The sequence below is a fragment of the Mesorhizobium sp. LSHC420B00 genome (assembly GCF_000503055.1).
Classification (GTDB): domain Bacteria; phylum Pseudomonadota; class Alphaproteobacteria; order Rhizobiales; family Rhizobiaceae; genus Mesorhizobium.
In genome coordinates this window covers 1-25,947 of the sequence record NZ_AYVY01000042.1, presented here as the reverse complement: position 1 = coordinate 25,947, position 25,947 = coordinate 1, and the positions used below count along the sequence as shown (strand labels likewise).

The following is a 25,947-nucleotide window of genomic DNA, read 5'->3' as shown; positions in this document are numbered from 1 at the left end:
TTCGCGGCGGCGTTGGCGACGAAGGCGTCCGGATAGATGCCGTTGAGCTTCGCGGTCTTGATAATCCTGTATCAGCCATAGGGTCGAACTCGGCCTAACCTAAGACGCCACGCCACGCTCTGCGTCCGGTTTCGTCAACGTCCCGCCCGAAAGCGGACCGGCAGTTCGCGGCCTCTTCCGGTCATTCACAAGCCGGCCGATAGCCGAAGTGAGCCAGTGCTGTTTACGTCGAAAACACATAGGCCGCCGCTACATGTTCGCCTTTTGTGCTTCGAAAGTCGCATAATTGGCAGTGTGGAAGTCAACGGCGGCTCATTGGTTTTGCGGGTTCAGCTCGTGGAAAAGGTCCGTCGGCCTTCCATGAATGCGGGTTTCCGCATCGCCTACCTCGATTTGGTCGATGACCGCCGGGCAGGCGAGGCGGAACCGTATCTCGCCCGAGAGCACATTCGCGCGCATGATTTCGACGAACGCGGCTATCTTTTCATCCGCAGTGAGAAACCTGCGTTTGACGGATGCAGTGGTGCTACGCTTGTGGAGCCCGGGGCGTCTCTATGCGGCAATCCCTCATCGTGAGCCGATGCTATTGTGCAAGTTTCGCAGCACTGCGGGTGGCGATATCGCCCAAGACAGCATGAAGAAGCGTTCCAACTTCCTGTTCGGCCACCCCGGGTGCAATTCCTGATTCGGACAGTTGAACGAGAATTGCCTTGGCGGTGTTGCGCCAGAAGGCGTTCGCGTCCTCCCCGTTCTTGAATTCCAGGACCCGGGCGATCCCTTCGACCAACTTCCGCCGCCGATGCAGCGGAAACGCGCTTATGTTTGAATCACACATCGATCACCTCACCCCTTCAGTCGCGCGAATAAGCATTGGCGGGTGAGAAAATTTGGTTAACAGCGCTTTTTGGACAATGGTCAGCAATGGAATAAAGCGTCTACCCAACAAGCCAATAGGTGTGCCGCGTGTTGATGATCGGCGCGTGCTGAACGGCATCTTCTGGGTGCTGCGCTCCGGTGCTCCATGGCGCGAACCTGCCTCAGCGCTATAGCCCGCGCACCACCTGTTGCAACCGCTTCGTCCGATGGCGAAAAGCAGGTGTGTGGCTGCGCAGTAACGAGTCTACGGCCTAAGGTTTGCGGAGCCTCACGCCGGCGCGGCTGCCGTTCTCCGGGATGAACTCGACGCCGGCGGCCTAGAGGGCGATGCGCAAGGCAGCAACGGTTCGCTCTTGTGTGGGGCTCTGTCGGGCCGCGACATCTACTTAATGTCTACTCTAGACAGTCGCAGCGACCATAACTTTGATAGCAAGTCAGGGTCGCGGGATGCCGAGCCGCTTGAAATACCGAGTTAGGTCCGGGTGCTCGCGATCGTCCTGCCTCAACCGCGCAAGCGCGTCATCATCGCCGGCGAGCGCCATAGCCAACAACCCGCGAGCGCTTATTCTCCACGGAGCACCGGGCATTGTCTGGTTGTGAAGACGGTGCTTGATCACCAGCCGCCTGAGTGTGTCTTCGCTTACGTTATAGTCGTACNTCTCCACGGAGCACCGGGCATTGTCTGGTTGTGAAGACGGTGCTTGATCACCAGCCGCCTGAGTGTGTCTTCGCTTACATTGTAGTCGTGCCTGAACAGATCAATGGCCCTCTGGACCGTGACCGCCTCTGCCCGTGGGATGTAGAGCGGCCGAAGCCGTTCGCTTGTTTCCGGCGCTGTTTTTGACAGGGACCGCATTGCTCATTCGGCCAATCGCGCTTTTCTGCGGCCCGCCGTTTCGCCGGACATGAGGGAACGATATCGGCCCCCATGTACTAGAAACCCATGGACACTATGGAACCCCACGGCCACGGGTTGGCGGCCGATCTTTTGATATCGGAAGTTGCCAATGCCAGGCAGCGCATCCACCGGACCGAGCTCGCGCTTCAACGCACCGAAGAAATGCTGGCGGAAAATCTCGCGCTGTGCAGCAGGATACGAACTGCAGTCGAGGCCGCAGACCGCTTGGTGAAGATCGATCCCCCCAGCTTTGAAGGACGTCGCGCGGGTTGAACTGGGCCAGCGTTTCATTCGTCGCGGCCTTGCGGCACCCTGCCGCAAGTGCCTGTTCTATTGGCATCACAGCGTGAGCAACATTGGGCACAAGCATTCCAACATTCACGAGTGCAACCCCGAAGGTAGACCGACACGAATCTTCAGCTCAACGAGCGAGGATTAATGCTGCGGCAAACGAAGGGGCACGGGGGTCTTCGCGCGAGCCAGTTATCCGATCTCCCGCTCAGAAATTTCTACCAAATATTCCGACCTCCTGATGGAACCCATTCGTTGCGGGCGAGTTGCGGCTCATTGGGACGGACTTCCCGAACATGACAACCAGCAACAAAGCAGACCATCAGTCTGTCTCCCAAGCGTTTCGGAAACTGATCCGTTCCGAAGGCTATCGTCATCACGTACAAACGTTCTTAAATCTGGAGGTCGAACCAGAACTGCCGCCAACCCTACAGTCATTACTTGCGGCTATTGATCGGGCCAAACAGGGCCCGACGGAAGAAGGTCCCTAGCCGGCTGGCTGAGCGTCAGGTCAAAGAGTATAGAGGCTCGCTTCGTGGCTTGTCCCCCTGATTCCCACTCAGAAGTTGTCAAACATTCTTCTTGATTTTTCTCGACAGAGGATCATGAATGTTCCCTTGGGTTCTCGCTGAGGTGGGAGGCCTTGTATGAACGTTTGGACGAACTGCCGACCCGACAAAGTGACTGCCAAACACCTTGTTCACGAGCTGATCCTACAAGCCCGTCGCGGCCAAATCATCTCCGTCAAAGAGACTATCGCAGCGGTGCGCCGAGACGGGCCACATCTGGNGACCCGACAAGGTGACTGCCAAACACCTTGTTCACGAGCTGATCCTACAAGCCCGTCGCGGCCAAATCATCTCCGTCAAAGAGACTATCGCAGCGGTGCGCCGAGACGGGCCACATCTGGCGGAAACTGACTGCGAGCTGGTGGAGCTTATTGTCAATGTTGCCCCAGCCTTTGGCCTGTTCGTCGGGTTCGATCTTCGCGAATAGCCTCATGGCAACCCATTGGTTCTCGCCTGCGGTGTACGTCAGGACAGACCGACCTGGGATTGTGGGAGAAAGGCGGCTCGAGGCGCGTCAATAGGGAGGAGCATGAGGGTCTTCGCGAGCCGGTGTCCGATCCCCACCACAGAAATTCTACAAACATTCCTGACTGTCGCGGCCCAGCGCCGTACCAATTTGTACAATTCGTACATGGCCTTGATGCCGCTCAGGTAGGGAGTAGAGTACCCTTCGGCGTGTCCCTGGGGAGGGCTGGATGAGCGTCGCGCGAAGGGTCGGTCCGCTTCTAGAGCAAGCAATCACTGTACTCCTCAACAGGACGGACCGTGGCGACACCGTCTCGATCAAAGCGGCACTACGCGAAGCTCGGGAGACTGCGCCTTATTTGGTGCCCTCCGACGAAGAACTAACCGAGGCGATCGTCGAGGCAGCAACTGCCATGGGCCTCTGCGTGGCTTTCGACTGTCGCGAGTAGCTGTCAGCCAACTTCAGCCGCTGTGGCATCGCAACGGAAGCGCGCCGCCCTGCGCCATTTTCACCAGTCAGAGGTAATCCGCAATTACCTTCGCAACCTGCTAAATCTGCCTGTAGAACGGGAACTGCGGGCTGAGCAAAGGTATTTGCTGGAGGAACTTGATAAGGTCGACAAAGAGTGACGTATGGCTCTCCACTGGTTCAACCCTCCGGTCCCCGTCAAGACGGAGCGTCCCGGGATCATCCGCAACGTCAACAACGCCGAGACAGCCGGCGAGGAGCTGATGAAGTGGACCAAGCGTGGCCCTTGGTGGGACCTCGCGGTGCGCGTTTGCATNGGAGCTGCCGGCTGAGCAAAGGTATTTGCTGGAGGAACTTGATAGGGCCGACAAAGAGTGACTGCATGGCTCTCCGCTGGTTCAACCCTCCGGTCCCCATCAAGACCGAGCGTCCCGGGATCATTCGCAACGTCAACAACGCCGAGACAGCCGGCGAGGAGCTGATGAAGTGGACCAAGCGTGGCCCTTGGTGGGACCTCGCGGTGCGCGTTTGCATGGCCGTGATTTTCGACGAGATGGAACCTGAGGAGGCCCGCAAGGCATTCCTGGCTGCTGCAAAAGAGGAGGGGACATTAGTCCCCCAATGACAATTAGCTAAATTGGATGCGGTATAAGGTTCTAGGTGTCTATTACCAACACCGCCTTCGCGAAAGGAGCCCGCCGCCGGTGAGGGAGAGGCGACGGACCCCCCACAGCGGCTGCACATCCACGAAGAATCCCGCTGCCACCTCTAAACCCGCGTGGGCCTACATCGTTCCCTTAGCTGCGGCTAAAGCGGGGTTGGTCAACGGGCTCTTGGCGCTCTAAGTTCCCCTTATGGGTCCCCTCTGGTTCGCTCCCCCGGTCTACGTGAAGACCAAACGTCCGGGCATTCGCAATGGGGTCAGCCACGTCGAGGGAGCCGCCGAGCAACTCATGGCGTGGGACACAAAGGGCCCGAAGTGGACCAAGGCTGTCCAATCCTGCGTCGATGCATTCGAGGGCAAATCCTCCCCCCAAGAGGTCCGTGAAGCCTTCGAGGCGGCTGCCAAGGAGGCCAACGTGTATCTCTCCCCTGANTAGGAGGTATCATGGCAACCCATTGGTTCGTCCCTCCGGTGTTCGTGAAGACTGAAACCGGTGTCAGGCATGGCTGTAACAATGCGAGGGAAGCCCTTGAGCAGCTCAAGATGTGGACCCGGCGAGGGCCTCGCTGGCACAAGGCGGCGACCCTCTGCCTGTCAGCCTTGGAGGGCGATCCGATTGACCCCCACATTCAGGACCGTGTGACTCCGGAAGAGGTCCATCAGGCTTTCGAGGCTGCTGCCAAGGAGGAGTGGGTGCTCCGTGAGTAGCAGGCCGGTGCTCATGGCTATATTGGGAAGGACCCGTTAGGCTGTCTAATGCTGATCAAGTCCGCGCTGTTCGATATAGACCCGGATACGAGAGCATTCACTCTGGTCGGCCCATTTATGAGCCATTTTGCACTTCTTGAAACTGGCATCGGAGCTGCTTTGGGCGAGGTACTTGGCGTCAATGGGGCACGTTGAGGTAGGGGGACAGGAACCGGAATGTCAGGCTTCGAAACCCGATGGCAGAAAGCGGATACGCTGTGGCGGCATTTGAGGGCACATTCCTGCTCTTGATTATTGCCTGTGAGCTGTGCGCGAAAATCGGGAATGGAAGGGCCGGAGGCAGGAAGTACGGCGTCAGGCCGATGCGCTAATCAAACGGGTCGGCAATGATCGCGAAAAGCTCAATACGGCCTGCAGCGAAACTAAAGAAGTAGTCGCGCGTTGGACGCGGATAACGCTGTTTCGTCTCTGAGTATGGTTTAGGTCAGAGTGGTCAAGCCAACGTCGCGTAAGGCAATCAATGCGTCGAGCGCTAGTCAAGCGAAGTCGCCCGCTCGTGACGAGGTCACTTCAGCGCCGCCCGCTTTCCGGCCGGTCCAACTCGCGATGCTCGTGGACACGGTCCCTGCCGGCGATCGTTGGATCCATGAGATGAAATACGACGGCTATCGTATTCTCGTTGCCGTCGGCGGTGGCGAGGCGCGAGCCTACACACGATCTGGTCTGGACTGGTCTAGGCGTTTTCCCTCGATCCTCTCCGAGGCTCGCAAGCTCAAGGTGCGCTCCGCCCTGATTGACGGCGAGGCCGTGGTTGTCGATGCGGAAGGAAGATCTAACTTCCAGGCGCTTCAGAATGCATTGAAGGGTGCCCCGGCGATTATCGACTTTTATGCGTTCGATCTGCTGCAGCTCGACGGCGAAGATCTGACAAGGCTTCCTCTTGTTGAGCGCAAGGCGAAGCTGGAGGCGATCTTGCCTGCGAAAAATCCGGTCCTTCGTTACTCCGACCATATCCTCGGCCGCGGAGAAGAGCTGCTCGATCGCTTCTGCGCAGCCGGCCTTGAGGGCGTCATCTCAAAGCTCGCGGATTCNGGCCGCGGAGAAGAGCTGCTCGATCGCTTCTGCGCAGCCGGCCTTGAGGGCGTCATCTCAAAGCTCGCGGATTCGAGTTATGTGGCGGCCCGCGGCGCAAGCTGGCTGAAGATCAAATGCATCAGGCGGCAGGAATTTGTGATTGTCGGCTGGACGCCGTCCGACAAGGTCCGCGCGTTTCGGTCCTTGATCCTTGGCGTTCATGACCGCGGCAAGCTGCGTTACGCCGGCAAAGTCGGCACCGGCTTCGATACCGCTGAACTTCTTCGTCTCTTGAAGATCATGGCGCCGCTTGAGCAGAAGGCCGCCACCGTCGACGCACCACGCGCCGAAGTGCGCGGCGCACACTGGCTCCGTCCGAAACTGGTCGCTGAGATTGCCTTCACCGAAATGACAAATGAAGGGACGTTGCGACATCCGAGCTATCTTGGTCTCCGTGAAGACAAGAAGCCGGAGGCGGTCGTGATCGAGACGGAACGTCATGCAGCCGATCTCGCCGCGTCTGCGACAACCGCCATCGCGATAAGTAACCGTGACCGCGTCATCTATCCGGAGTCCAACATCACCAAGGGACAGCTTGCCGACCATTACGCAGCGGTCGCGGCGATCATGCTTCCTTGGGTTGGCAGCCGGCCGATCAGTCTGGTTCGATGCCCACAGGGCCGCGCGAAGAAGTGCTTCTTCCAAAAACACGACGCCGGCAGCTTTGGCGACAAAGTCCACCACGTCGGCATCACGGAGAAGGACGGGCACGAGGAACCATATCTCTATGTCGACGATGCCGACGGACTCATGACTTGCGTCCAGATGGGAACGATCGAGCTGCATGGATGGGGGGCTCGGATCGAGGATGTCGAAAAGGCTGACCGCCTCGTTTTCGACCTCGACCCCGATGAAGGCCTCGATTTTGAGGCCGTCCGCGCCGCTGCCTTTCAGTTCCGCGCTATCCTTAAATCGCTGGGACTTACGACTTTCCCGATGTTGACGGGAGGCAAAGGAGTGCACGTCATCGCGCCGCTCACCCCTGGCGCCGAGTGGCCACAGGTGAAGGACTTTGCGTCTCGCCTGGCGCAGGCGGTCGCCCGGAGCGATCCGGCCCATTTCACGGCCGTGTTGTCAAAGGCGCGCCGCAAGGGTCGCATCTTTGTGGACTATCTACGCAATCAGCGCGGGGCGACCGCGATCATGCCTTACAGCGCGAGATCACGTCCGGGGGCTCCTGTCGCGGCACCGATCACGTGGGCGGAGATGAAGACAATAGATGCGCCCTCTCATTTCCACGTGGGCGATGCTCCTGAATTAAATAAACGCGCAGCCTCCAAAGCTCTGGCGGGGTGGGGTCGCGCTGACCAATCCTTGCCCAATCTGTAGCGTCCGACACGGGAAGAGGCAGTAAAAGCCGGGATTTAAAGGGCAACGCGGCGCTCATGGTCTTGCCTGATTGGAACCTGCGGAGATCGGCCTCGTTTGGCTGAAGCCATGGCAAAAATCGATCCGAGGGCCGTCGCCAGTCTTTTGAGGGAATACGCGCAACGGGCGTCTATGCGCGGCGATAATCCCTATCGCACAAAGGCATACTTGCGCGCGGCAGAAAGTCTGACGGCGCTGTCGCAGCCGCTTGATCGGATCATCGCCGCCGGCGCCCTCACCAAGATCCCGGGGATCGGTGATGCGATCGCAGACATCGTGACCAAGCTTTACCAAACCGGCACGCACCCGAGCCTTGAAAAGCTGCGCGAGGATGTTCCAGCGGGCGTGATGGAGCTGTTTGCCATACCCGGGCTTCGTCCCGATAAGATACTNGGCGACAATCCCTATCGCACAAAGGCATACTTGCGCGCGGCAGACAGTCTGACGGCTCTGTCGCAGCCGCTTGATTGGATCATCGCCGCCGGCGCCCTCACCAAGATCCCGGGGATCGGTGAAGCGATCGCAGACATCGTGACCAAGCTTTACCAAACCGGCACGCACCCAAGCCTTGAGAAGCTGCGCGAGGATGTTCCAGCGGGCGTGATGGAGCTGTTTGCCATACCCGGGCTTCGTCCCGATAAGATACTGAAGCTTCATCAGGCGCTCGGCGTGAACTCGCTGGCGGAGCTCGAGGCCGCTGCAAGAGAAGACCGCATCCGCCCAGTCAAAGGCCTCGGCGCCGCGCTTCAGNCTGCAGAACCTGGCCATCGTGCGAAGCGGCGAAACGCAACTTCACCTGCACAAGGCCGCCGCTCTTCTCCACCATGCGGTCATATCGGTAAAGCAACAGCATCCAGAGTTTTCGCGCGTGGAAATTGCAGGTGACTTCCGACGCGGTTGCGAGCTTGTTTCCGACTTCGCCCTGGTAGCGCAGGCCAGAAAGTCGACTGGAATCGAGGATACGACCCTCAGGCTTGTTGTCACGGACAGGAAGCACTTTGGCGCGAGCCTGCTCGAAGCAACCGGTTCGGCAGACCACCTTAAGCAACTGAAGACGTTCGCGGCCGTCAAGGGATTCACCCTAAACGCGGACGGGCTTCATCGCGGGAGAAAGCTGATCGCGTCAGTGACAGAAGAAGAAATCTACCAAGCTCTAGACCTGCAGTTTATCGAGCCTGAATTGCGCGAAGGCAGGGACGAGATTGANGACAGAAGAAGAAATCTACCAAGCTCTAGACCTGCAGTTTATCGAGCCTGAATTGCGCGAAGGCAGGGACGAGATTGAGCGAGCGGCAAAGCAGAAGCTGCCCGACCTCATTCGGGATGAAGATCTGCATGGCATCCTGCATTCTCACACGACCGCATCCGATGGCACCGAAACGCTTGAGGCAATGGCTGAAGCCACGCGCAACCGCGGTTTCGAATACTATGGTGTCGCCGATCATTCGCAGTCCGCTCACTATGCAGGCGGCCTTTCGTTGCAGGAGATTGCTGAACAGCACCGCGAAGCTGACCGGCTGAACAAGGCATACAATGGAAAATTTCGCATACTGAAGGGCATTGAGGCGGACATCCTGGCGGATGGCTCGCTCGATTACCCGAATGATATCTTGGAGCAGTTCGATTTCGTCGTCGCGAGCGTGCACAGCCGCTTCAAGTTGCCCAAGAAGGAACAGACGGAGCGTATCATTGAGGCGATCGGAAATCCTCGGACGACAATCATCGGGCACATGACCGGTCGCCAGCTGTTGCGCCGGCCCGGTTATGATCTCGACGTCGACAAAGTCCTCAAAGCGTGTGCGAAACACGGCGTCGCTGTCGAAATCAACGCACATCCGTNATGATCTCGACGTCGACAAAGTCCTCAAAGCGTGTGCGAAACACGGCGTCGCTGTCGAAATCAACGCACATCCGTGGCGACCCGACCTCGACTGGCGCTGGCATCAAAAGGCACTCGATCAGGGCTGCATCTTCAGCATCAATCCGGACGCTCATTCGATTCGCGAGCTCGACCACATGCATTGGGGTGTCGAGATGGCGCGCAAGGGCGGTGTCCCTGCGAAGCGGGTCCTGAACGCGATGCGTTTGACGGCCCTCCTTGCGCATCTCGCACGGCGCAGGCAAACNAGCTCGACCACATGCATTGGGGTGTCGAGATGGCGCGCAAGGGCGGTGTCCCTGCGAAGCGGGTCCTGAACGCGATGCGTTTGGCGGCCCTCCTTGCGCATCTCGCACGGCGCAGGCAAACGTCCTAACCTGCTTGTGCGCCCGGCCTATCATCGCAGGAGCCCGTCATTCTCAAAATCTTCCCAGCCGCGCAAACTGGAGTGCGAGTTCTCATCGGGGCCATGGCCAGCTGAAGCTGCGTTTCCGCGACCGCTTCTTTGCGCACGTTTCATAGCGGCCTTCCCCGCGGCTCGCCGCCTAACCACGATGCCCTAAAGGCGCAACCACGGTTGTTGGCGGGGCCGCTTGCAACTTCGGCTAACAGGAAGCGGCAGAGTTGATGTCAAAGTGCGATATCAGGCGCGTTGCCGCCTGGCTGCTGTACGTGGGCCACAACCCGACCGTCCGTGATTGGGAGCCACATGGCTAAAGCGGCTGTTCCGCTATTGAGCCTCGACATGCGTTTTCGGGACCCACCCCGTCGGATTCAATCCCGAACCCCGCATCGATCGCGCTTCGCGCAATGAGATCGCCAAGTTGCCAGTCCGTGAGTTCGCAAAAGGGAAGCATTCTCCTCACGGTGTGGCTAACCTCGGATATCGAAATGCTCGGGCTGCCGATGTTGTCGATCAGATGGCGGACAATCGCTTGGCGAACGTCCGAAAAGGTAGGCGTCTGCGCGAGCGCAGGCATCACGGCCCTACGAATGGAGCCGTGGTTCTGCGGCCACGGCTGTTCTTAAGTCGAACGCGACTGGCACACCGTGAATAATGGATGCTGCCGCCAAGAGCTCCTCCAGCTCGCGGTCGGTGGCCCTGCATGCGGGCATGAGTGTTCGGATGGCGCGGATTGCCTGTGCTATCGAAAGGAAGTGGGCCTTGCCTCTGGAGAGAACATAGGCTTCGGCGGCTCTTTCAACCGTGACTGTGTCAAAAGTGGTGGTCATCGAGAATTCCTCCCTGAACCCTGACCCACACGATTTACGGCACCAATTCGGTAGCCTGCAAGGGTTTGTCTGATTCAGGACAATCAGGCGAAGGCCAGGCCGAAGTGACTTTGCTCCTCCTCGCCGTAAGCACCATGGGTGAGTTGTATCATTCCAACGCGGTCGACGATTGTGATCTCGCCGCGCCTGGCGTGAACCAGTCCCCGATACTCAAGCATTTGGAGGGCGGTGGTAACGCCCGGGCGCCGAGCGCCAAGCATGGTCGCCAGAAACTCGTGCGTCAGGTAAATCTTGTTTCCTTCGCTGCGGTCTTGGACCATCAGCAACCAGCGGGCCAGCCGCTCCTCGATTTTGGAGTGGCCGTTGACCAGTGCCGTCCGGGACGACTGGATGAGGAACGCGTGGGCATAGCGAAGCAGTGACTCGCGAAGGAATTGGCTCTCCGCAATCGCAGAGCGAAGAGCTTCAACCGGGAGGATCCAGCCATTACCTGCGACTTGGATATAGGTTTCATTGGGAGACCTGTCCTGGCCGAGAATAACGGCAACTCCTGTCATGCCGTCATGGCCGACGATGCCGACTTCGCTTTGCCGCCCACCGGTCATCGTAGCGACCACTGACGCGATGCCCATCTCTGGGAAATACACATGCTCGATCGGCTGATAAGAGACTTCCAGCTGGTCTTTGATGCCCAGTTCGACGTGATGCAGTGAGGGCTTCAAAAGCGCGAAATCCTCCGAGGAGAGGGTTTTCAATACATGGTTGCGAAGAAGGGATTGGGGCATGGCTCTCTCTCCCATGCGGGCAAGAGCACGTACCTCTTACTGTCGGCTGCGTCCGAAGCGCTGGCGGCCGATGTGGGAAGCATAGGCTTCAAATGTGCGGTTGGCAAAGAATCCATGCCTGGCGAAAGGCTCGGGGAATGTCGGCTTGAGTCCCGTCGGTGATGGGCGCTTCTTATGACTTATGAGGCCGGTCACGAATGTCCGGAACCGGCCTAAGCAGATCGGCAGCTTTCGAGCATCGAGTTGGCAAAAGCAGTCGTTCAGCTCACGTGATGAGTTTCGGGCGCCGTCGCCTTGCGCTTACCGGCATTGTGCTTCACCCGTTCCGGGCTTCCTTCTTAAGCGCAGTAACTTTGAAACAAATCATGCCGGCAGGCGTTCCAGCATGGCGGGCGGCGTTGCCGGAGGACCCGATGCCCGACGAATACAATGACATCGTCATCCCGCAAGATACGATGCATCGCGACTTCGGGAGGAGGAGTATTTCGTCCTCTGCCCGGCGTGCGGCCAGGCGTTCGACATCAGGTGTATGGCAGAGGCGCTTCATCACAACGAGCTAGGCCACGAGCTACGACCTCGACTCGTAGTCGGCAGTGATCGACGACCGTCGATGAGCGTTTGGAGATGTCCCTTCGCGGCCTCTATGCGAACCGGGTCGAGACCAACACCGAGGGTAAGCTCTCGCTCATCTGGCCGGTCGCGTCCCGACCGATCGGGCTAGAACGAATCCCTGTCGCGAGGGCGGACCTTCGCCGGCACGCTGTCTTGACAGAGACCTTGCGGGCTTTCGGCAACGACTTGATGCCGTTGCGGTCGTCGTCGATGCGGCCCCGGCCGTGACCGACCGAAAGCTTCCACAATGCATGCACCACATGCGACAGTTGTTATTCATCCAGGGCGACGGCGCCTACTCCACCGCAACCATGTCGCCCAGTTCTGTCACGACGCTCCGAAGCAGACCTGCTCCCGGAATCGGGTGCCGGAACATGTGATCTCCATAATGTGTAAGAGCCGGAGGCCCATCGCCGGCGACAAGGCGCTCATTGCAGAGAAAGGTTAACGATCGATCGGATGCCCGCGTTGGCTTCACGCGCAATGTTGCTGGGCGCCTCCTTCGACAGCGCGCACATGCGACACGTCCTGGCCGCGCGCGCCGCCTGTTGCCGAGAGCGACGATCGCGAATGCGCGAACGGCTGGACGGCAGGTGAAGCGGGGTCGCGATAGGCGCACATCGGACTTGCTTCACCAGTAGTCCGAAGACGCCAGCGACGCACTAGGCTGGACTCGTGCCCTAGCCGTCGAACTCCCGCTTATCCGTTCGTCGCCCCCCTTCCTTACGCCGACACCGGCCGTTGTATCGCCGGAGCGTCAACCCGGTGAAGTCCGGCGGTGCTTTCTCAGCCGAGTGATCGCCGACTTGTCCACCGTGATCACCCCGCCGCAGTCAATCCGCACAGAGAGTTTGTTCGCCCCGCGATCGATGCGGGTGACGTCCCCAACCAGAACCACTCGGTCGCCGGCCCGGACTTTGGGTGGCGGATCAATCGTATAAGGATGGTCATGCGAAGGAATGCTCACCCTGGCGCGCCCGCTGGCGAGAATCGTGATGACGGTACCTGCCAGCGCAACCTCCTCGCCAACCTCAAATTCGCCAGGCATGTTAACGTGCAGCATGGTCTTCCTCCGATGCTGGCCCTAATTTCCTAAATTAATGCCCGGCCAACCAGGTTGGTTGCTTGCAATCGGCTTCGTACGGTTCCGCACAATTCCAAGCTGGGGTATGCACTCCCAGTTGGCCTCGGATCGGCATTGTGTGCGTCGAATTCTGCAGAAATGGCTTTACATTCAGCGATGACCTTGGCGCGCCCAGGCCCGTGTTAGCGGAGCGGCGGACTTCCTCTCGGTCCGGCGATGGCCACAAATGAGGAGCGTGGAGCGGAAATCGATTTTTCGCCTTCAGGTACGTCGTTCCGGTAAATCCGAAGAACGCCGACGCCGGAAGCAGGATCGAGCGCGCTTTGATGCGACGGCAACGCTTACAAGCAATTTTCGCTGTGTTTCTCTTTGGCGGCAACCATCTCTGGGCACTCTCGATCGTTGCCGTCCGCCGCCGCTCCTATTCAGTTCCAAGCCGCGGAAGCTCTCCCGTCGCCATCGGAGCCGGTGTTAACGGGCCTCGCGCCGAGCCCGACTTCACGATCACTACGTTCCCACCCGATCACCGCTTGGCGCTGTCGCTGTCCGCTTCGGCCCGCGCAAGGAACTGCTCGGTCGTTGAGGCAAGATGNCCGCCATCGCGACTTCCTCTCGCAGGTTCTCTTCGCAAGCCCGAAGAACCTCGGTTTCGCCGAGCGATCGAGCAGCGGCAATCAGGATCGAGTAGGAGGCGATTTCCATGTGCTCGAACGTGTAGCTCGCCAGCGATCCTTTCATCACCTCGTCTCCGGCGAAGACACCGCTCAGCGATTGCGCCATCGCCGTCAGCTTGCCGCCAGCGTCCTTCATCGTGGATGAACCCTCGTCCATCTGATCGAGACAAGTCCTCAGCCGAGCGGCCTGCTGCTTGGTTTCGTCGAGGTGCTGTCGGATCCGGTCGCTCAGTTCGGGATAATTCTCGATACGACGCAACTGCCCGTTCAACATCGTCTCTGCCTGCTCTTCCATGGCATGAGCGTCTCTAAGCCATTGGACAAACCATTCCCGGCTTTCTGACATTTCGAATCTCCTTTGCTACTTAAGGAAAAACTTTCGGAACAAGACATTGTTCCGGAGCAAAGCCCGCCGAACGGCTCTTGACAGTCGCAGAGGATCAGCGTCGGGGCGGGTCTCAATTCACCTCGCGAAATCCTGCAGCGATGCGTGGGGAAGACCAAGATCGCGAAAGATCGGCGCAACGAAAACGGCCCGATCGCGACCGCTGGCGCTCCGCATTGAGCCTTGTGCCTCACCGCACCACCATAGTCACAAGGAACGCGACGGCGTCTCCGCTCGTTGATTGCTTTTCGATTCGAGCCGCCGTCATGCCCTCCACATCGATACGCAAAACGGAATACGATCCCGACAGAAGAATCCTCTCGGTCTGGTTCGTGGCCACCGGTAAGCGGTACGAATTTGAGGGGGTACCGCCGGAAACCTTTGCCGCGTTCCGGGCGGCGTTCGCCAAGGGCCGCTATTTCAACGACCATATCCGCAACAATTTCCGCTACCATCTGGTTGCGAGCGATAGCGACCCGGGATGACCTGACCTGCCGGTGGCTCAATCGTCCTGTCGCTCCAACCGGCGGTCGGTGGACGCGTTGCCGCTGTTGCCCTAGGTTCGCTTTCGCTCCGCGCGCACCTCGCAAAGCCCACCCCCGAAGTCCCTGCCTGGTGCAAAGGCGCTTGATCGGTCCCGCCGCCCTGGCATTGTGCGGCGGGAGTTTTTGCGCGCCAGGTGGAACACCGGGGCGCGGGAAGGTTCGGTGCACGCAGTCCATTCTCCATACGATACTGCTGCACGATCGGTGGTGCTTCGACCAGCCCGCGTCTCCTCAATCCAGAGACGCGGGCTTTTGGCGAATGTCTGTGGATGAGCGCGCCATCAGGTCTGTTCAGCGCTAGAATAGAGGCGATCGCGTATCTATCTGACCGAAAGCAAACGAGGCCAGGCGTGCTGCGCTGAAGCACAAGCAAGCGCAAAGGTTCCTGGACTGATGCTCGGCTGGCGGCAACTTGCTCGCCAGCCGAGTTGAGTTCACGCGGTGGTCGGGGGAGACTGGCCAGCCACACGCTGGCGACTCCAACCTGTGCCGACGTGCCAATCAGCAACCTTCGTCGGTCTTTTTCACCTGGCCTGGCGCGGCGGTGTTGGCTGTCTTGTCCTGCTGACCAGGCGCCGCCTGCTGAGCGCTGCCAGTCTGCTGGCCGGGCGCGCAGTCTCTGGCCGAGTTCGGATTTGTGGTGCCGCTGGTGGTCGTCGTGTCGGTGCCCTGATCGCCGGACATGTTGGTGCCGCTGCTCGTCGTGCCGGTGCCCTGATCCGTCGTACTGGGCATGGTTGTCGTGGTCGAGGTTCCGCTCGTTGAGGTTCCGCTCGAAGTTCCGCTGGTCGTCTGGGCAAAGGAAAGCCCGGCCGACACCGCCAGCACGGCCGAAGCCAAAAGGATGCGTTTCATCTGCTTTCTCCTGTCTGAATGCGCGGGATGCGCCCGGCAAATTGAACAGGCAGACAGAAGGAGTGTTCCCCGATGAAGTTCAACTTTTGTAACTCTGGTCGTAGGTCAGCCTTAGGATGGCCGGCGTATATTAGAATCTCTTGAAGAAGACACTGCCCGCACCAGAATCCATGGCATGGCTCGGAGAATAGGCATTGGTGACCAGGTGGCGATTACGGCCAGGGTTCTGACGCGGGTAACAGAGGACCGCGTAAGGGTCTCGATCCCAGGTTACGACTTCCCACATTCCATGATCGACCACACCAAGGTGAACCGAGGCCAGCAAATCGACCTGAAAGGCGAGGTCACGCGCATCGACGAGGACACCGTGACTATCGACCTCGGGCCGCTGGTCACGGTCGACCGTGACAAGGTCCGGCTAATGGAGAAATATCGGCCGCCAAAACGACGAAAGGCACTTGTCGTTGCCCCAGATTAGAACCGACAACATCGCGACAGGCTATGAGGGCAGGCCGCATGACGGGCCGGTAGAGGACGAGTCGAAGCACTTGGTCTACTGCCCAGTCTGCGGCCAAACGTTCGACGCGCGCGATCTTGGACAGGTGTTCCACCACGCTGAGCCGCAGCACGAGCCGCTTCCGGTCGAGCAATAGTCCANAGCGCCAGCGACGTACGTTGGATGAGAAAAGGGTGCTGCGTGCACCGCGCCTTCCCCGCGCGCCGATGTTCCACCTGGACCGCAAAAAAGTCCCGCCGCACTGCCAGAACGGCGGGACCGATCAAACGCTTTGCACCAGGCGGGGGGATGCGGGGGGTTGGGCTTGCCAAGTGAGCGCGGACCGTAACCAACCCTAAGCGCCACAGCGGCAACGCGTCCACCAACCGCCGGTTGGAGCGACAGGACGATTGAGCCGCCGGCAGGTCAGGTCATCCCGGGTCGCTATCGCTCGCAACCAGACGGTAGCGGAAATTGTTGCGGATGTGGTCGTTGAAATAGCGGCCCTTGGCGAACGCGGCCCGGAACGCGGCAAAGGTTTCCGGCGGTACCCCCTCAAACTCGTACCGTTTACCGCTGGCGACGAACCATACCGAGAGCGTCCTTCTATCCAGATCATATTCCATCTTGCGGATCGAAGTAGATGGCATGAGCACCACAGGCCGAGGCCCGCGCCCTTGCGGGGAGCGCGGCTGCACCTTTCGGCATCACGCCGACGTTGCATTTCTGAGAAAGCGCGAGCGTCAATACCAACTTCTGGTGATAGAATTTTCCCGTGAGATAGGCACGCTCCACGGCGAAAGGAGTGCCCCGCCATGACCGCCCTCGCCTACAACCTTGCCAATGACATCAAAGGATCGTGGAGGGTCGTCTTCGTGCCGGACGAACTGCATCTGTATGTGGAATTCAGCCAGCCAGACGCCGACACAAANGCGGCCCGGAACGCGGCAAAGGTTTCCGGCGGTACCCCCTCAAACTCGTACCGTTTACCGCTGGCGACGAACCACACCGAGAGGGTCCTTCTATCCAGATCATATTCCATCTTGCGGATCGAAGTAGATGGCATGAGCACCAAAGGCCGAGGCCCGCGCCCTTGCGGGGAGCGCGGGCCGATCGGGATACCGATCTGCAGCAATACCTGGAGGGGAGGGTTCGCTGCGTGCACCGAACTTTCGCGGCGGTCCCGTGTTCCCAATCGAGATACACAAAAAGGTAGCTGCACCTTTCGGCATCACGCGCACGTTGGATTTCTGAGAAAGCGCGAGCGTCAATACTAACAATGCGGCTGGTCTCGAAGAAGCCGCCCATGACATTGCCGCTCAGGCGTCAGCCAAATGGGATTAGTTGCGCAGCATACTCATCCGGCGTGGGAGGGACACATGCCGATCCACCGAAAAGCTGAAGAGGCAGGCGTCTTCAATCCATCCGAACTCGCGTTGCTGGGCCGCGTGTTCGATCGGCTCAAGTTCGAAGGTCAATCTGAACAGCGGCGCGAAGCGCTGGCGTCTCGTATCCTTGCAAACTACACCGCTGGAATTACACACGAGGAAGAACTTGTTTCAACGTCGAAACTACCGCTGGCGCGCTAGGGAGTTGGCTCCGCCATTGTGTGGCGGGCCAGATCCCGCCGCGAAGGTGCGCCTGGCTTTTTGGCGTTTGCGGGCGTGCGCTCGTCAATCTAGAAACGTTGAATGTACCGCCGTCGGGCCTTTGCCCGCACCAGGACAGACCGACGGGAAGACGTATCGGCTTGTAAGCCCAGCGGCCCGCCCTTTTCCACGGCGTCGGCGGCGTCATCGTCGAGACCCACCGCGCGAACGCAGCAAGTTCTGACAGGCCGCAGGATCGGCATTTCCAAGGCCGCCGAGGCCGAATGGCGGTTCGGCTGCGCGGCTCGGAATATTTAAGTCGAAGGTTTTCATCCTGCGCATCGCGCCGCTGAGAACAACTTTCGATAGCGACTGATTGCTGCTGTTCGCGCCGGTCTGGAACCCCCGGGCCGCCTTCAACGTTGTTGGGCATGGCTGACGATCGCGCAAATCATCTGCTGGGCGTTGCAACCACCGCAAAGATCGGCAGCCATCCGATTCACCCCATGCTGATCCCTTTCCCGATCGCATTGCTCGTGTCGGTATTCCTGTCGGATTTAGTGTTTTGGTCGACCGGCAATGCATTCTGGGCCGAAGCATCCTTCTGGCTGCTCGGCTTTGCCCTGTTGATGAGCGCCGCCGCGGCGCTGGCCGGCTTTGCCGATTTTCTTGGAAATTCAAGGGTGCGGTCCATCAATGCCGCGTGGCACCATATGGTCGGCAACGTCGTGGCCGTGGTGCTGGCGCTGGCCAGCTTCATCCTGCGCCTAAGCGCCGGTGCCGCCGAGGGCGCCTTGCCCTGGGGCCTGGCGCTGTCGACGATTGTCGTTCTGCTGCTCCTTTATACCGGCTGGAAAGGCGGGACGCTTGTCTACGAACACAGGGTAGGCGTCCATCCCGAAGAGGGTGAGGACGTCAACTCCCGCCCGGAACTATCCCGATAGGGTTGACGAATGGCCGACCTGCCGGGAGCCGTCGTCGTGGTCACCGGCGTTGTTTCGTGTCTTTGGGATTCGTCAAATACCAGGGAGACACCATGAGTTTTGAGTTGCAGAGCCAAGGGCTGGCGCAAGGCTCAACGCAAGCCAGTTCTAAACCGTAGCCTGTGGGAGGAACTGGAAGCCCTCGTTGCCGGCCGCGATATCACCTGGGAACGGGTGCGTGGCCACAATGGCGATCCATTGAACGAGGAGGTCGACCGGTTAGCCAATGAAGCTGCTCGGTCGGCTAGGTTCTCATAAAATGCTCATTGCTGTCGGATTGGCGTTCGCGTCCATTGTTGCTTTAGCCAGGCTGCCCAAGTAAACATCGCTCCCCGGGCCGCATCGTGTCCCACTCAGTAAGTGACTGTGACGACGACAGTGTCGGTGTAAACACCGGCCGACGGCATGGCCTGCGGAGGCACCCGGCCATAAACGGTCAAGGCTGGGGTGTCCGGTGCCAGTTCCCGTCACCATGCTGCCAGCCATCGACGCATCACCCCAAGGCTGAGTTCGGGCAATGTCCTTGTAGAGCCCGTAAGTCACGGTTCCGCCCCCTTTGACATTTGCGGCTGCGGGGGTGAACCGGCGGTCGAGGCTGCCCAGTTCCGGCATTTCGGCGATCAGGCTGCGGGCAACGACAGGACCGACACCCGGCACGGAGGAAAGCAGCTTTTCGTTGACCCGCCAGACTGGGGACTTGCGGATATGATCGTCCATGCCCGCATCGAGGCTTGCCAGCTCACGCCGAAGCGCGACGAGCAGCCGGTGGATGCTCTTTTGCGCCTGTTTCGCGATGACCGTGCGAGCACGGTTGTCCTCCGCCACAATCATCTGCACGATCTGACGCCGGCGGGCGACGAGCTCGGCCAGGGTCTCGGTTTCGGCGTCGCGCAAGGGCCGCAATTGCGGCTTGGTCGCAGCGATGAAAGCGGCAATGACGGCAGCATCGATCGGGTCGGTCTTGGCCCGCTTGCCGAGTGCATTGGCATAGGCGCGCACCTGCGCCGGATTGACCACAACAATCGCCAGCCGGCGCCTGCCAAGGCGGCGACCGCCAGTCTCTCGAAGCTGCCTGTCGACTCCAATCCGACAACGGCCGGCGAAAGGGCTGCCAGCCGCCGAACCAGATCCTACCACCCCGGCGTGGTCATTCTCCACCGAGAACGCCTCGCCGGACGGCAAAACATGCACGTCGAGCCGATCCTTGGAAAGGTCGATGCCAACAATGATTTCCATCTTGTCCCATCCTTGCCTAATCGGGCTTCGCTTGCGGCCCAGGCGACTGTTCGGGTTCGATGGAACGGCGGACGAAGACCCTTGCTCTCCCACGGCCTCGATCACCCAAAGATGCTCCGGTCTCCGGTCCGCCACCGCACCTGCCTTCATAGCAGAGTCGGCAAAAAACGATACACGTTGGCCTCCTTGGCAGCCGCCTCAAAGGCTGACGACCTCTTGGGGGAAGACTCTGTCCTCGAACGCGTCCACGCAGGATTGGACCACCTTGGTCCACTTCGGGCCCTTTGTGTCCCACCCATGAGTTCCTCGGCGGCTCCCTCGACGTGGCTGACCCCATTGCGAATGCCCGGACGTTTCGTCTTCACGTAGACCGGGGGAGCGAACCAGAGGGGACCCATAAGGGGAACTTAGAGCGCCAAGAGCCCGTTGACNGCATCGACGCAGGATTGGACCGCCTTGGTCCACTTCGGGCCCTTTGTGTCCCACCCCATGAGTTCCTCGGCGGCTCCCTCGACGTGGCTGACCCCATTGCGAATGCCCGGACGTTTCGTCTTCACGTAGACCGGTGGAGAGAACCAGAGAGGACCCATAAGGGGGAACTTAGAGCGGCAAGAGCCCGCTGACCAACCCCGCTTTAGCCGCAGCTAAGGGAACGATGTAGGCCCTCGCAGGTTTAGAGGTTGCAGCGGGATTCTTCGTGGATGTGCAGCCGCTGTAGGGGGGTCCGTCGCCTCCCCTTGCTGGCGGCGGGCTCCTTTCGCGAAGGCGGTTTTGGTCAGAGACACCTAGAACCTTATACCGCATCCAATTTAGCTAGTTGTTATTGGGGGGAGTAATGTCCCCTCCTCTTTTGCAGCAGCCAGGAACGCCTTGCGGGCCTCCTCAGGTTCCATCTCGTCGAAAATCACGGCCATGCAAACGCGCACCGCGAGGTCCCAGCANCGCCTTGCGGGCCTCCTCAGGTTCCATCTCGTCGAAAATCACGGCCATGCAAACGCGCACCGCGAGGTCCCAGCAGGGGCCACGCTTGGTCCACTTCATCAGCTCCTCGCCGGCTGTCTCGGCGTTGTTGACGTTGTGGATGATCCCGGGACGCTCGGTCTTGACGGGGACCGGAGGGTTGAACCAGTGGAGAGCCATGCGGTCACTCTTTGTCGACCTTATCAAGTTCCTCCAGCAAATACCTTTGCTCAGCCCGCAGTTCCCGTTCTACATGCAGAGTTAGCAGGTTGCGAAGGTAATTGCGGATTACCTCTGACTGGTGAAAATGGCGCAGGACGGCGCGCTTCCGTTGCGATGCCACAGCGGCTGAAGTTGGCTGACAGCTACTCGCGACAGTCGAAAGCCACGCAGNGGTTAGTTCTTCGTCGGAGGCCACCAAATAAGGCGCAGTCTCCCGAGCTTCGCGTAGTGCCGCTTTGATCGAGACGGTGTCGCCACGGTCCGTCGCGGATGGTGCGAAGGCCGAGTTCGGCGCAGCCGCGGTAGGCGCCCAGGGCATGCAAATTACGCGAGGTCGCACGAATAAGATCGAGGCGAACCCCGTCCTTGCGCCGGTGCGAGGAGCACTCAAAGCCTGCCATGAAAAAACTGGCGAAGCGCGAAGCTTGCGGAACCGGAGCCTCCACCTGGTGCTCGTCCCTGCGCCCCACTTCGCTCATTCGAAGTCTCCTTTCAGCAGTCGGCTTCGAACTCGGCCGCCTTGTTAGGACCGGGAACCGCGTTGGCGAAATACCGCATCCAATCGGGCGCGCGCCATCTTCGTTGCTCAGTCCAGCTCGTCCTTGCGTGGCGGGTAATGCCGAACCGATTGGTCGAGCCTTGTTCCTGTGGTGGACCGTCCGGAGCTGGGGGCGAATGAGGAACAAGGGGGGCCGTGCCAAGTTCGGGGCGATGTACCACCGCCGATCGACTCGAGCGGCTGCTCAGCACAAGAGAGGCACGGGATCACATGACCGTTCAGATTCGACTTTCCGAGATCGACCACGCCAGGCGCGAGGATCGTGGCGACGGCGCTTGGAGCATCGCACCGGACTTGGGCTATTTGCGGCTAGCAATCGTCAATGTCGTGTTCTTCGGCGCACCGGGCAGCGGAGATCGGAACTGGGTGCTGATCGATACCGGGTTGCCGACGTCCCGCAGCAGCATTCTTGCGGTCGCGGAAAGGCGGTTTGGCACGAACGCACGGCCGGCCGCGATCATCCTGACCCACGGCCATTTCGACCATGTGGGAACGGTTCTAGACCTCGCAAATAAATGGGACGTGCCTGTCTTCGCGCATCCACTCGAGCACTCCTATTTGGACGGAACGGCATCCTATCCGCCACCCGATCCCTGGGTCGGGGGTGGACTGATGGCGCTGCTGTCGCCGCTTTTTCCACGCGGGCCAATTGATCTTGGCAACCGTTTGGAACTCTTACCTGCCGACGGATCGATCCCCGGAATGCCCGGATGGCTATGGTTACACACACCCGGGCACGCGCCTGGGCATATCTCGCTCTGGCGCGAGAAGGACCGTTCGCTGATCGTAGGGGACGCTTTCATCACCACCGGTCAGGAGTCAGTCTATGAGGTCGCCGTTCAGGATCTTGAGATGCACGGTCCGCCGCGCTACTTCACGCCGGACTGGGATGCGGCGGAAAGATCCGTGAAGCACCTGGCTGCCCTGAACCCGCAGATGGTCATCAGTGGACACGGTGCGGCTGCTGCGGGAGTGGGCATGCGTCACGCTCTTGACAGCCTGGCTGAGCGGTTCAGGGTGTTCGCCGTCCCGCCGAAATTGAAATTTGTGCGCGAGCCGGCGGCAGTCCAAGGTAGCTGAGGCTAACCGAGCCGCCGTCGTTCTGAAGTATGGTCAAGTTGGGCAGACTCTATTTCTCGAGCCGGTAGAGTTACCCGTCGGGTCGTGCCCCCTACCGTCGCCGACAAACTCTGACAAGCGGAACAAACCCGGAAGGCGCCGGGTTAGGGCGTTCGATCGGCGCAGGCGACAGCGGCCAAGCGCCCCGAAGTTCTGCGTCAGGAGAAGACGTCAGATGGAAAAAGAGTACCCGAGGACGCGCCCTCTCCGCCGGCGAGCCGACCGGCAAGAAGTTGTTCGAGCCCACACGCGTCGGCATCCGCCGAGACTTGGCTTCGATTCGCTCAACCGTGGAGGAGACCAAATGGCAAATCTGGGAAGATTGGCGATCGCCATGCTTGGCGTTCTGGCATACCAAAATCGCGACAAGCTCTGTGAATTGATTCCGGGAGCGGGGTATCTTAACCCAAACGACCCGCAACGCAGAATTCTGGCTCAGATAACGAATGGCGTGTCGAGGGCTGACCTTGGTGAGATCCTCGACCGGTTCAGGGAGGTGGGGGCAGGATCGAAGGTCGACTCGTGGGTTGGCAGCGGGCCAAACCAACCGATCGAGCCAAGGGACGTCGAAGCGGCAATGGACGAAGGTACACTCACGTCCATTTTGATGCACACGGGTCTTTCGCGCGACGAGCTAATCAGAAGGATTGCGCGGGATCTACCCGAGACAGTCAACGAGATGACGCCGAATGGTGAATGGCCGCCTGAGCCGACACAAGGCTTGGATAAGTCGACCCTGCTCGACAATGTATCGTAGGGGACGCAGCCAGGAATGCAGCCGGCCAAGGCGAGATCCAGTATCTACACCGGGGAATCCAATTGCTCGGACGCACCCAGTTGGACAGCCCGCCAGCCGCAAGTTACCGGCCTTGGGAAGGCTCGTCGGTCGTGTCCCATCAGGTGGTGTAGCTCGGCGGTTACGAAGCCGCTCGCGAGCGCGCCGTCAGTAGCGAGTGGGGCGGCCGAGGTCGCGGGGCAGCGGTGGTCCAAGCATCGGGGGCTTGGGCTTGATCCCGGAATAGTCCTTAGACAGCCTTTCAATTGCCTCCGTGGTTGGCTTCCGCTCAGTGTTGTAAAGCTCGTCAGCCTGCTCTTTGATGCGCAGCGCCGGTCCCTGCAGCGCCATCATGGTGACGCCTAGAACGGTGCCGGAAGCAACAGCTGCAATGGCGACAATAATGCTGCGCTTGAAGCGCACAGCGCGGCGAGGCGAGGCCCGCAGCTGCAGCTGTTCTGGATCGAGTTTCGGTGTAGCATCGGAGCGGGGAGTATCCGTCATGGACCGCATCCCGTTCATCGAGATCTCCAGCCCCACACGATCTGAGAAGGCGGCCGGGAGATGGGGCAGAAGTCGGGTGCTCCGCGTTAAGTGAAGCATGCGGCAACGGAGGCACGCCTTGCGAAGCTCGCCGGTCACTGTCGTGTCATGTTCCCGTAGACCTCCGGAGTGCGCCACCGTCCGCCCCACTTGGTTTGTCTTGGCGGGGCGGTTGCGGCAAGCGCGTCGGCCGACAAAGCGTCTGTTGAACTGCTACGCCCAGAATACATCGCCATCGCAGCGGCAGCGCAGGGCGGCAAGCGGCACCGCGACAAGGAAGCGGTCTGCCCACCATCAGGTTTCCTCCAAGCCCAGCTCCAGGGCTCGGCCGGACTTTGTCTCCCCACCTACCTTGCTATTGTGCAATGCGGCAGCGATATTGCTGCGTATGCGTTGCGCGGATCGAGGTCCATTCGGGCATCACAACCGGAGGCGGCTCGATTGCGAAAAATATCCGATACGTCGCAAGTATCGCCGCGTTGTAAGCGCGATATGCGTCACATACTCCCAAACGTAGCGGGTCGAACCATCTGCAGACGCTGGCCGAGTTCGGTACCAAACCCGGCGCGTTGGGGGCCACGTTTTATCTTCCCGATGAACTGCCCAAAGGCGCTCCGCTCGTCGTCATGCTGCATGGCTGCACCCAGACTGCGGCAGCGTACAACCGTCACTCCGGATGGTCGCGACTTTCGGACGAAACCGGGTTCGCCCTGCTCTTTCACGAGCAGCAACGCGGCAACAATCCAAGCCTCTGTTTCAAATGGTTCCAGCCTGACGACGCCAAGCGCGGTTCGGGCGAGGCGCTTTCGATCCGCCAGATGATCAAGACGATGGTCGTCACCCACGGTCTCGACCACGGGCTTTTCGGCTGGAGGCGCAATGGCAGCGGCCATGCTGGCGACATATCCGGAAGTATTTGGAAGGCTGTGCGATATTGCCGGCCTGCCCTACGGCAGCGCAACGACAATCCCGGACGCGTTCGATAGAATGCGTGGACATGGCGGCCCGTCGGAACAGGATCTGCAACGAACTCCGCGGCGCGTCGCATCATCGAGGACCGTGGCCGAAGATCTCAATTTGCCACGGCACCGCCGACCAGACGGTTTCGCCTTCCAACGCCGAAGCGCTCGCGAGCCACTGGCGGGAGGTCCATCGGGCAAAAGCGCTAACGCATCTTTAGGCTGCCGGCCAGCACGCAAAGCAAGTTTGGCGTGATGGCGCGGGAGAAGTCTTGATCGAGGTCAACATGATCGCTGGGATGGGCCACGGTACACCGCTCGGCAACGGCCTCGGCGCTCCGGGACCCTTTATGCTTGATGTCGGCATCTCTTCCACTCAGGAGATCGCGCGGTTCTGGGGCATCTTGGTAACGGAGAAGGGTGTCTCCACGACATCGAGGCCAGAGTTGCCTGCTCGCCAGCACGTGCCATCCCGTTTGGAGATACCAGCTATGGAAAAGGCGAAGACGGCGTCCTCGGAGTCAACCGCCACCCTCCAGTCCCCGCGTACTAACGCATCGGGCCAGCCGGGCGTGAAGAACCTCATCGAGCACGCCCTTCGGACAGCGGGCCTTATGCGCTAACCCAAGCGAGCGCACCGCCCCCACACGTCGTCCCTGCTTCCCCGCCAATAATAATGCGGCCCTTCGACCGGGAAATTTGGACCGCGTGATGGAAGCCGTCTCGAAGACCTCGGGCCTATTTGCAAGCACACTGTTCAAGGCCGCGATATGAACGCAACCCAGTGCAGTATGTTCGACGGCCATTTTTCAGCTTGCTGCCGCCGATCGTTTGAAGATGATGGTCACCTTCGTCCCTTTGCTAGCGCTAGAGTCGACTGCGAACTGCGCCTTGGCGTTCTCGGTCAGCGATCGCGCGATCAGCGCTCCAAGCTTGCCTGGCTTGGGCCACATCTCGCCTTCCGGCAGGCCGATTCCGTCGTCCGCCACTATAACCCGGCAGCCGTCGCCAT

33 protein-coding genes and 3 pseudogenes are annotated in these 25,947 nt (G+C 60.0%); 22 read left to right on the top strand and 14 right to left on the bottom strand.

All coding sequences use genetic code 11. The features are described from left to right. The first annotated feature begins 294 nt into the window (after positions 1-294). Positions 295-576: a hypothetical protein gene (locus tag X760_RS76860; protein ID WP_156948322.1), complete on the top strand. Its 282-nt coding sequence runs from the start codon at positions 295-297 to the stop codon at positions 574-576. Between the two features lie 7 nt (positions 577-583). On the opposite strand, the gene X760_RS70855 is transcribed toward X760_RS76860, so the two are convergent. Then, a complete protein-coding gene (locus tag X760_RS70855; RefSeq protein ID WP_023722593.1) occupies positions 584-835 on the bottom strand; it encodes a DUF6074 family protein in 252 nt (83 codons plus the stop codon). A 76-nt stretch (positions 836-911) separates the two neighbouring features. Here X760_RS70855 and X760_RS75730 point away from each other — a divergent pair. The 12 genes and pseudogenes from X760_RS75730 to X760_RS79255 all read left to right on the top strand — a co-directional run. Next, positions 912-1,110: pseudogene (locus tag X760_RS75730) on the top strand (transposase); the annotation flags it as partial. 739 nt (positions 1,111-1,849) lie between these two features. After that, a complete protein-coding gene (locus tag X760_RS70850; RefSeq protein ID WP_245278767.1) occupies positions 1,850-2,047 on the top strand; it encodes a hypothetical protein in 198 nt (65 codons plus the stop codon). A gap of 819 nt (positions 2,048-2,866) precedes the next feature. Next, on the top strand, positions 2,867-3,061 hold the full coding sequence (locus X760_RS75725) for a hypothetical protein (protein WP_245278766.1): 195 nt from the start codon (positions 2,867-2,869) through the stop codon (positions 3,059-3,061). Between the two features lie 268 nt (positions 3,062-3,329). Continuing rightward, positions 3,330-3,548: a hypothetical protein gene (locus X760_RS70845; RefSeq protein WP_023722589.1), complete on the top strand. Its 219-nt coding sequence runs from the start codon at positions 3,330-3,332 to the stop codon at positions 3,546-3,548. Between the two features lie 402 nt (positions 3,549-3,950). After that, on the top strand, positions 3,951-4,193 hold the full coding sequence (locus tag X760_RS70840; protein WP_023722587.1) for a DUF982 domain-containing protein: 243 nt from the start codon (positions 3,951-3,953) through the stop codon (positions 4,191-4,193). Positions 4,194-4,422: 229 nt separating this feature from the next. Next, entirely contained in the window at positions 4,423-4,668 is a 246-nt protein-coding gene (locus X760_RS70835) for a DUF982 domain-containing protein (RefSeq protein ID WP_023722586.1), read from the top strand. Positions 4,669-4,676: 8 nt separating this feature from the next. Next, on the top strand, positions 4,677-4,940 hold the full coding sequence (locus X760_RS70830; RefSeq protein WP_023722585.1) for a DUF982 domain-containing protein: 264 nt from the start codon (positions 4,677-4,679) through the stop codon (positions 4,938-4,940). Between the two features lie 48 nt (positions 4,941-4,988). Then, positions 4,989-5,135 carry a hypothetical protein gene (locus X760_RS76850; RefSeq protein WP_156948320.1) on the top strand — a complete coding sequence of 49 codons (147 nt, stop codon included), beginning with the start codon at positions 4,989-4,991 and terminating at the stop codon, positions 5,133-5,135. A gap of 411 nt (positions 5,136-5,546) precedes the next feature. Continuing rightward, positions 5,547-7,403, top strand: a complete 1,857-nt coding sequence (gene ligD, locus X760_RS70825; protein ID WP_156948326.1) for a DNA ligase D — start codon at positions 5,547-5,549, stop codon at positions 7,401-7,403. A 96-nt stretch (positions 7,404-7,499) separates the two neighbouring features. Next, positions 7,500-8,327: a helix-hairpin-helix domain-containing protein gene (locus tag X760_RS79265; protein ID WP_348633263.1), complete on the top strand. Its 828-nt coding sequence runs from the start codon at positions 7,500-7,502 to the stop codon at positions 8,325-8,327. Continuing rightward, positions 8,311-8,700, top strand: coding sequence for a hypothetical protein (locus X760_RS79260; RefSeq protein WP_023722581.1), 390 nt, complete (start codon positions 8,311-8,313; stop codon positions 8,698-8,700). Before X760_RS79265 ends, X760_RS79260 begins: the two co-directional genes overlap by 17 nt. Then, positions 8,645-9,286: a PHP domain-containing protein gene (locus tag X760_RS79255; protein WP_198030577.1), complete on the top strand. Its 642-nt coding sequence runs from the start codon at positions 8,645-8,647 to the stop codon at positions 9,284-9,286. Before X760_RS79260 ends, X760_RS79255 begins: the two co-directional genes overlap by 56 nt. 1,022 nt (positions 9,287-10,308) lie before the next feature. Here the strand turns inward: X760_RS79255 and X760_RS70805 are convergent. The 4 genes from X760_RS70805 to X760_RS70785 all read right to left on the bottom strand — a co-directional run bounded on the left by X760_RS70805 (position 10,309) and on the right by X760_RS70785 (position 14,055). Further along, positions 10,309-10,554, bottom strand: coding sequence for a hypothetical protein (locus X760_RS70805; RefSeq protein WP_023722577.1), 246 nt, complete (start codon positions 10,552-10,554; stop codon positions 10,309-10,311). 83 nt (positions 10,555-10,637) lie between these two features. Further along, entirely contained in the window at positions 10,638-11,339 is a 702-nt protein-coding gene (locus tag X760_RS70800) for a Crp/Fnr family transcriptional regulator (RefSeq protein ID WP_023722576.1), read from the bottom strand. Positions 11,340-12,708: 1,369 nt separating this feature from the next. Then, complete coding sequence (locus X760_RS70790; protein WP_023722573.1) at positions 12,709-13,014, bottom strand: preprotein translocase subunit YajC; 306 nt, start codon at positions 13,012-13,014, stop codon at positions 12,709-12,711. Positions 13,015-13,542: 528 nt separating this feature from the next. Beyond that, positions 13,543-14,055, bottom strand: coding sequence for a DUF892 family protein (locus tag X760_RS70785; protein WP_023722572.1), 513 nt, complete (start codon positions 14,053-14,055; stop codon positions 13,543-13,545). A 305-nt stretch (positions 14,056-14,360) separates the two neighbouring features. On the opposite strand from X760_RS70785, the gene X760_RS70780 reads away from it, so the two are divergent. Next, complete coding sequence (locus tag X760_RS70780; protein ID WP_023722571.1) at positions 14,361-14,579, top strand: KTSC domain-containing protein; 219 nt, start codon at positions 14,361-14,363, stop codon at positions 14,577-14,579. A gap of 561 nt (positions 14,580-15,140) precedes the next feature. Here the strand turns inward: X760_RS70780 and X760_RS70775 are convergent. After that, a complete protein-coding gene (locus X760_RS70775; protein ID WP_023722570.1) occupies positions 15,141-15,494 on the bottom strand; it encodes a hypothetical protein in 354 nt (117 codons plus the stop codon). A gap of 175 nt (positions 15,495-15,669) precedes the next feature. Between X760_RS70775 and X760_RS70770 the strand changes: the two genes are divergently transcribed. Beyond that, a complete protein-coding gene (locus X760_RS70770; RefSeq protein ID WP_023722569.1) occupies positions 15,670-15,972 on the top strand; it encodes a hypothetical protein in 303 nt (100 codons plus the stop codon). Beyond that, entirely contained in the window at positions 15,959-16,147 is a 189-nt protein-coding gene (locus X760_RS70765) for a hypothetical protein (RefSeq protein WP_023722568.1), read from the top strand. The genes X760_RS70770 and X760_RS70765 overlap by 14 nt, the downstream gene beginning before the upstream one ends. Positions 16,148-16,421: 274 nt before the next feature. On the opposite strand, the gene X760_RS70760 is transcribed toward X760_RS70765, so the two are convergent. After that, positions 16,422-16,640, bottom strand: a complete 219-nt coding sequence (locus X760_RS70760) for a KTSC domain-containing protein (protein WP_023722567.1) — start codon at positions 16,638-16,640, stop codon at positions 16,422-16,424. A gap of 179 nt (positions 16,641-16,819) precedes the next feature. Beyond that, on the bottom strand, positions 16,820-17,056 hold the full coding sequence (locus X760_RS75715) for a KTSC domain-containing protein (protein ID WP_084643104.1): 237 nt from the start codon (positions 17,054-17,056) through the stop codon (positions 16,820-16,822). A gap of 313 nt (positions 17,057-17,369) precedes the next feature. Between X760_RS75715 and X760_RS70755 the strand changes: the two genes are divergently transcribed. From X760_RS70755 to X760_RS75710, 3 genes are all read left to right on the top strand, one after another. After that, positions 17,370-17,579: a hypothetical protein gene (locus X760_RS70755; RefSeq protein ID WP_023722566.1), complete on the top strand. Its 210-nt coding sequence runs from the start codon at positions 17,370-17,372 to the stop codon at positions 17,577-17,579. 431 nt (positions 17,580-18,010) lie between these two features. After that, the gene (locus X760_RS70750; RefSeq protein WP_023722565.1) at positions 18,011-18,523 is read left to right on the top strand and encodes a DUF2231 domain-containing protein; all 513 of its coding nucleotides are present in this window, start codon (positions 18,011-18,013) and stop codon (positions 18,521-18,523) included. A gap of 99 nt (positions 18,524-18,622) precedes the next feature. Further along, the gene (locus X760_RS75710) at positions 18,623-18,820 is read left to right on the top strand and encodes an RNase H family protein (RefSeq protein WP_084643096.1); all 198 of its coding nucleotides are present in this window, start codon (positions 18,623-18,625) and stop codon (positions 18,818-18,820) included. Between the two features lie 95 nt (positions 18,821-18,915). Here X760_RS75710 and X760_RS78520 read toward each other — a convergent pair whose 3' ends face one another. From X760_RS78520 to X760_RS0140045, 3 genes and pseudogenes are all read right to left on the bottom strand, one after another. Beyond that, complete coding sequence (locus X760_RS78520; protein ID WP_245278770.1) at positions 18,916-18,984, bottom strand: hypothetical protein; 69 nt, start codon at positions 18,982-18,984, stop codon at positions 18,916-18,918. A 382-nt stretch (positions 18,985-19,366) separates the two neighbouring features. After that, positions 19,367-19,798 (bottom strand): annotated as a pseudogene (locus X760_RS78515) (transposase); the annotation flags it as partial. An 882-nt stretch (positions 19,799-20,680) separates the two neighbouring features. Then, on the bottom strand, positions 20,681-20,938 hold the full coding sequence (locus X760_RS0140045; RefSeq protein ID WP_051409772.1) for a DUF982 domain-containing protein: 258 nt from the start codon (positions 20,936-20,938) through the stop codon (positions 20,681-20,683). An 811-nt stretch (positions 20,939-21,749) separates the two neighbouring features. Here X760_RS0140045 and X760_RS70735 point away from each other — a divergent pair. Beyond that, complete coding sequence (locus tag X760_RS70735) at positions 21,750-22,619, top strand: MBL fold metallo-hydrolase (protein ID WP_023722561.1); 870 nt, start codon at positions 21,750-21,752, stop codon at positions 22,617-22,619. A gap of 343 nt (positions 22,620-22,962) precedes the next feature. Then, on the top strand, positions 22,963-23,415 hold the full coding sequence (locus tag X760_RS70730; RefSeq protein ID WP_023722560.1) for a YidB family protein: 453 nt from the start codon (positions 22,963-22,965) through the stop codon (positions 23,413-23,415). 186 nt (positions 23,416-23,601) lie between these two features. Here X760_RS70730 and X760_RS70725 read toward each other — a convergent pair whose 3' ends face one another. Next, positions 23,602-23,955 (bottom strand): hypothetical protein, encoded by a 354-nt coding sequence (locus X760_RS70725; RefSeq protein ID WP_245278762.1) that lies wholly within the window; start codon positions 23,953-23,955, stop codon positions 23,602-23,604. Between the two features lie 518 nt (positions 23,956-24,473). Next, positions 24,474-24,869 (bottom strand): hypothetical protein, encoded by a 396-nt coding sequence (locus tag X760_RS79250; RefSeq protein WP_348633262.1) that lies wholly within the window; start codon positions 24,867-24,869, stop codon positions 24,474-24,476. A 338-nt stretch (positions 24,870-25,207) separates the two neighbouring features. Here X760_RS79250 and X760_RS78505 point away from each other — a divergent pair, with 338 nt between their 5' ends. Then, on the top strand, positions 25,208-25,558 hold the full coding sequence (locus tag X760_RS78505; protein ID WP_023722557.1) for a hypothetical protein: 351 nt from the start codon (positions 25,208-25,210) through the stop codon (positions 25,556-25,558). 186 nt (positions 25,559-25,744) lie between these two features. On the opposite strand, the pseudogene X760_RS0140030 reads toward X760_RS78505, so the two are convergent. After that, positions 25,745-25,947, bottom strand: a pseudogene (locus tag X760_RS0140030) (histidine kinase); the annotation flags it as partial.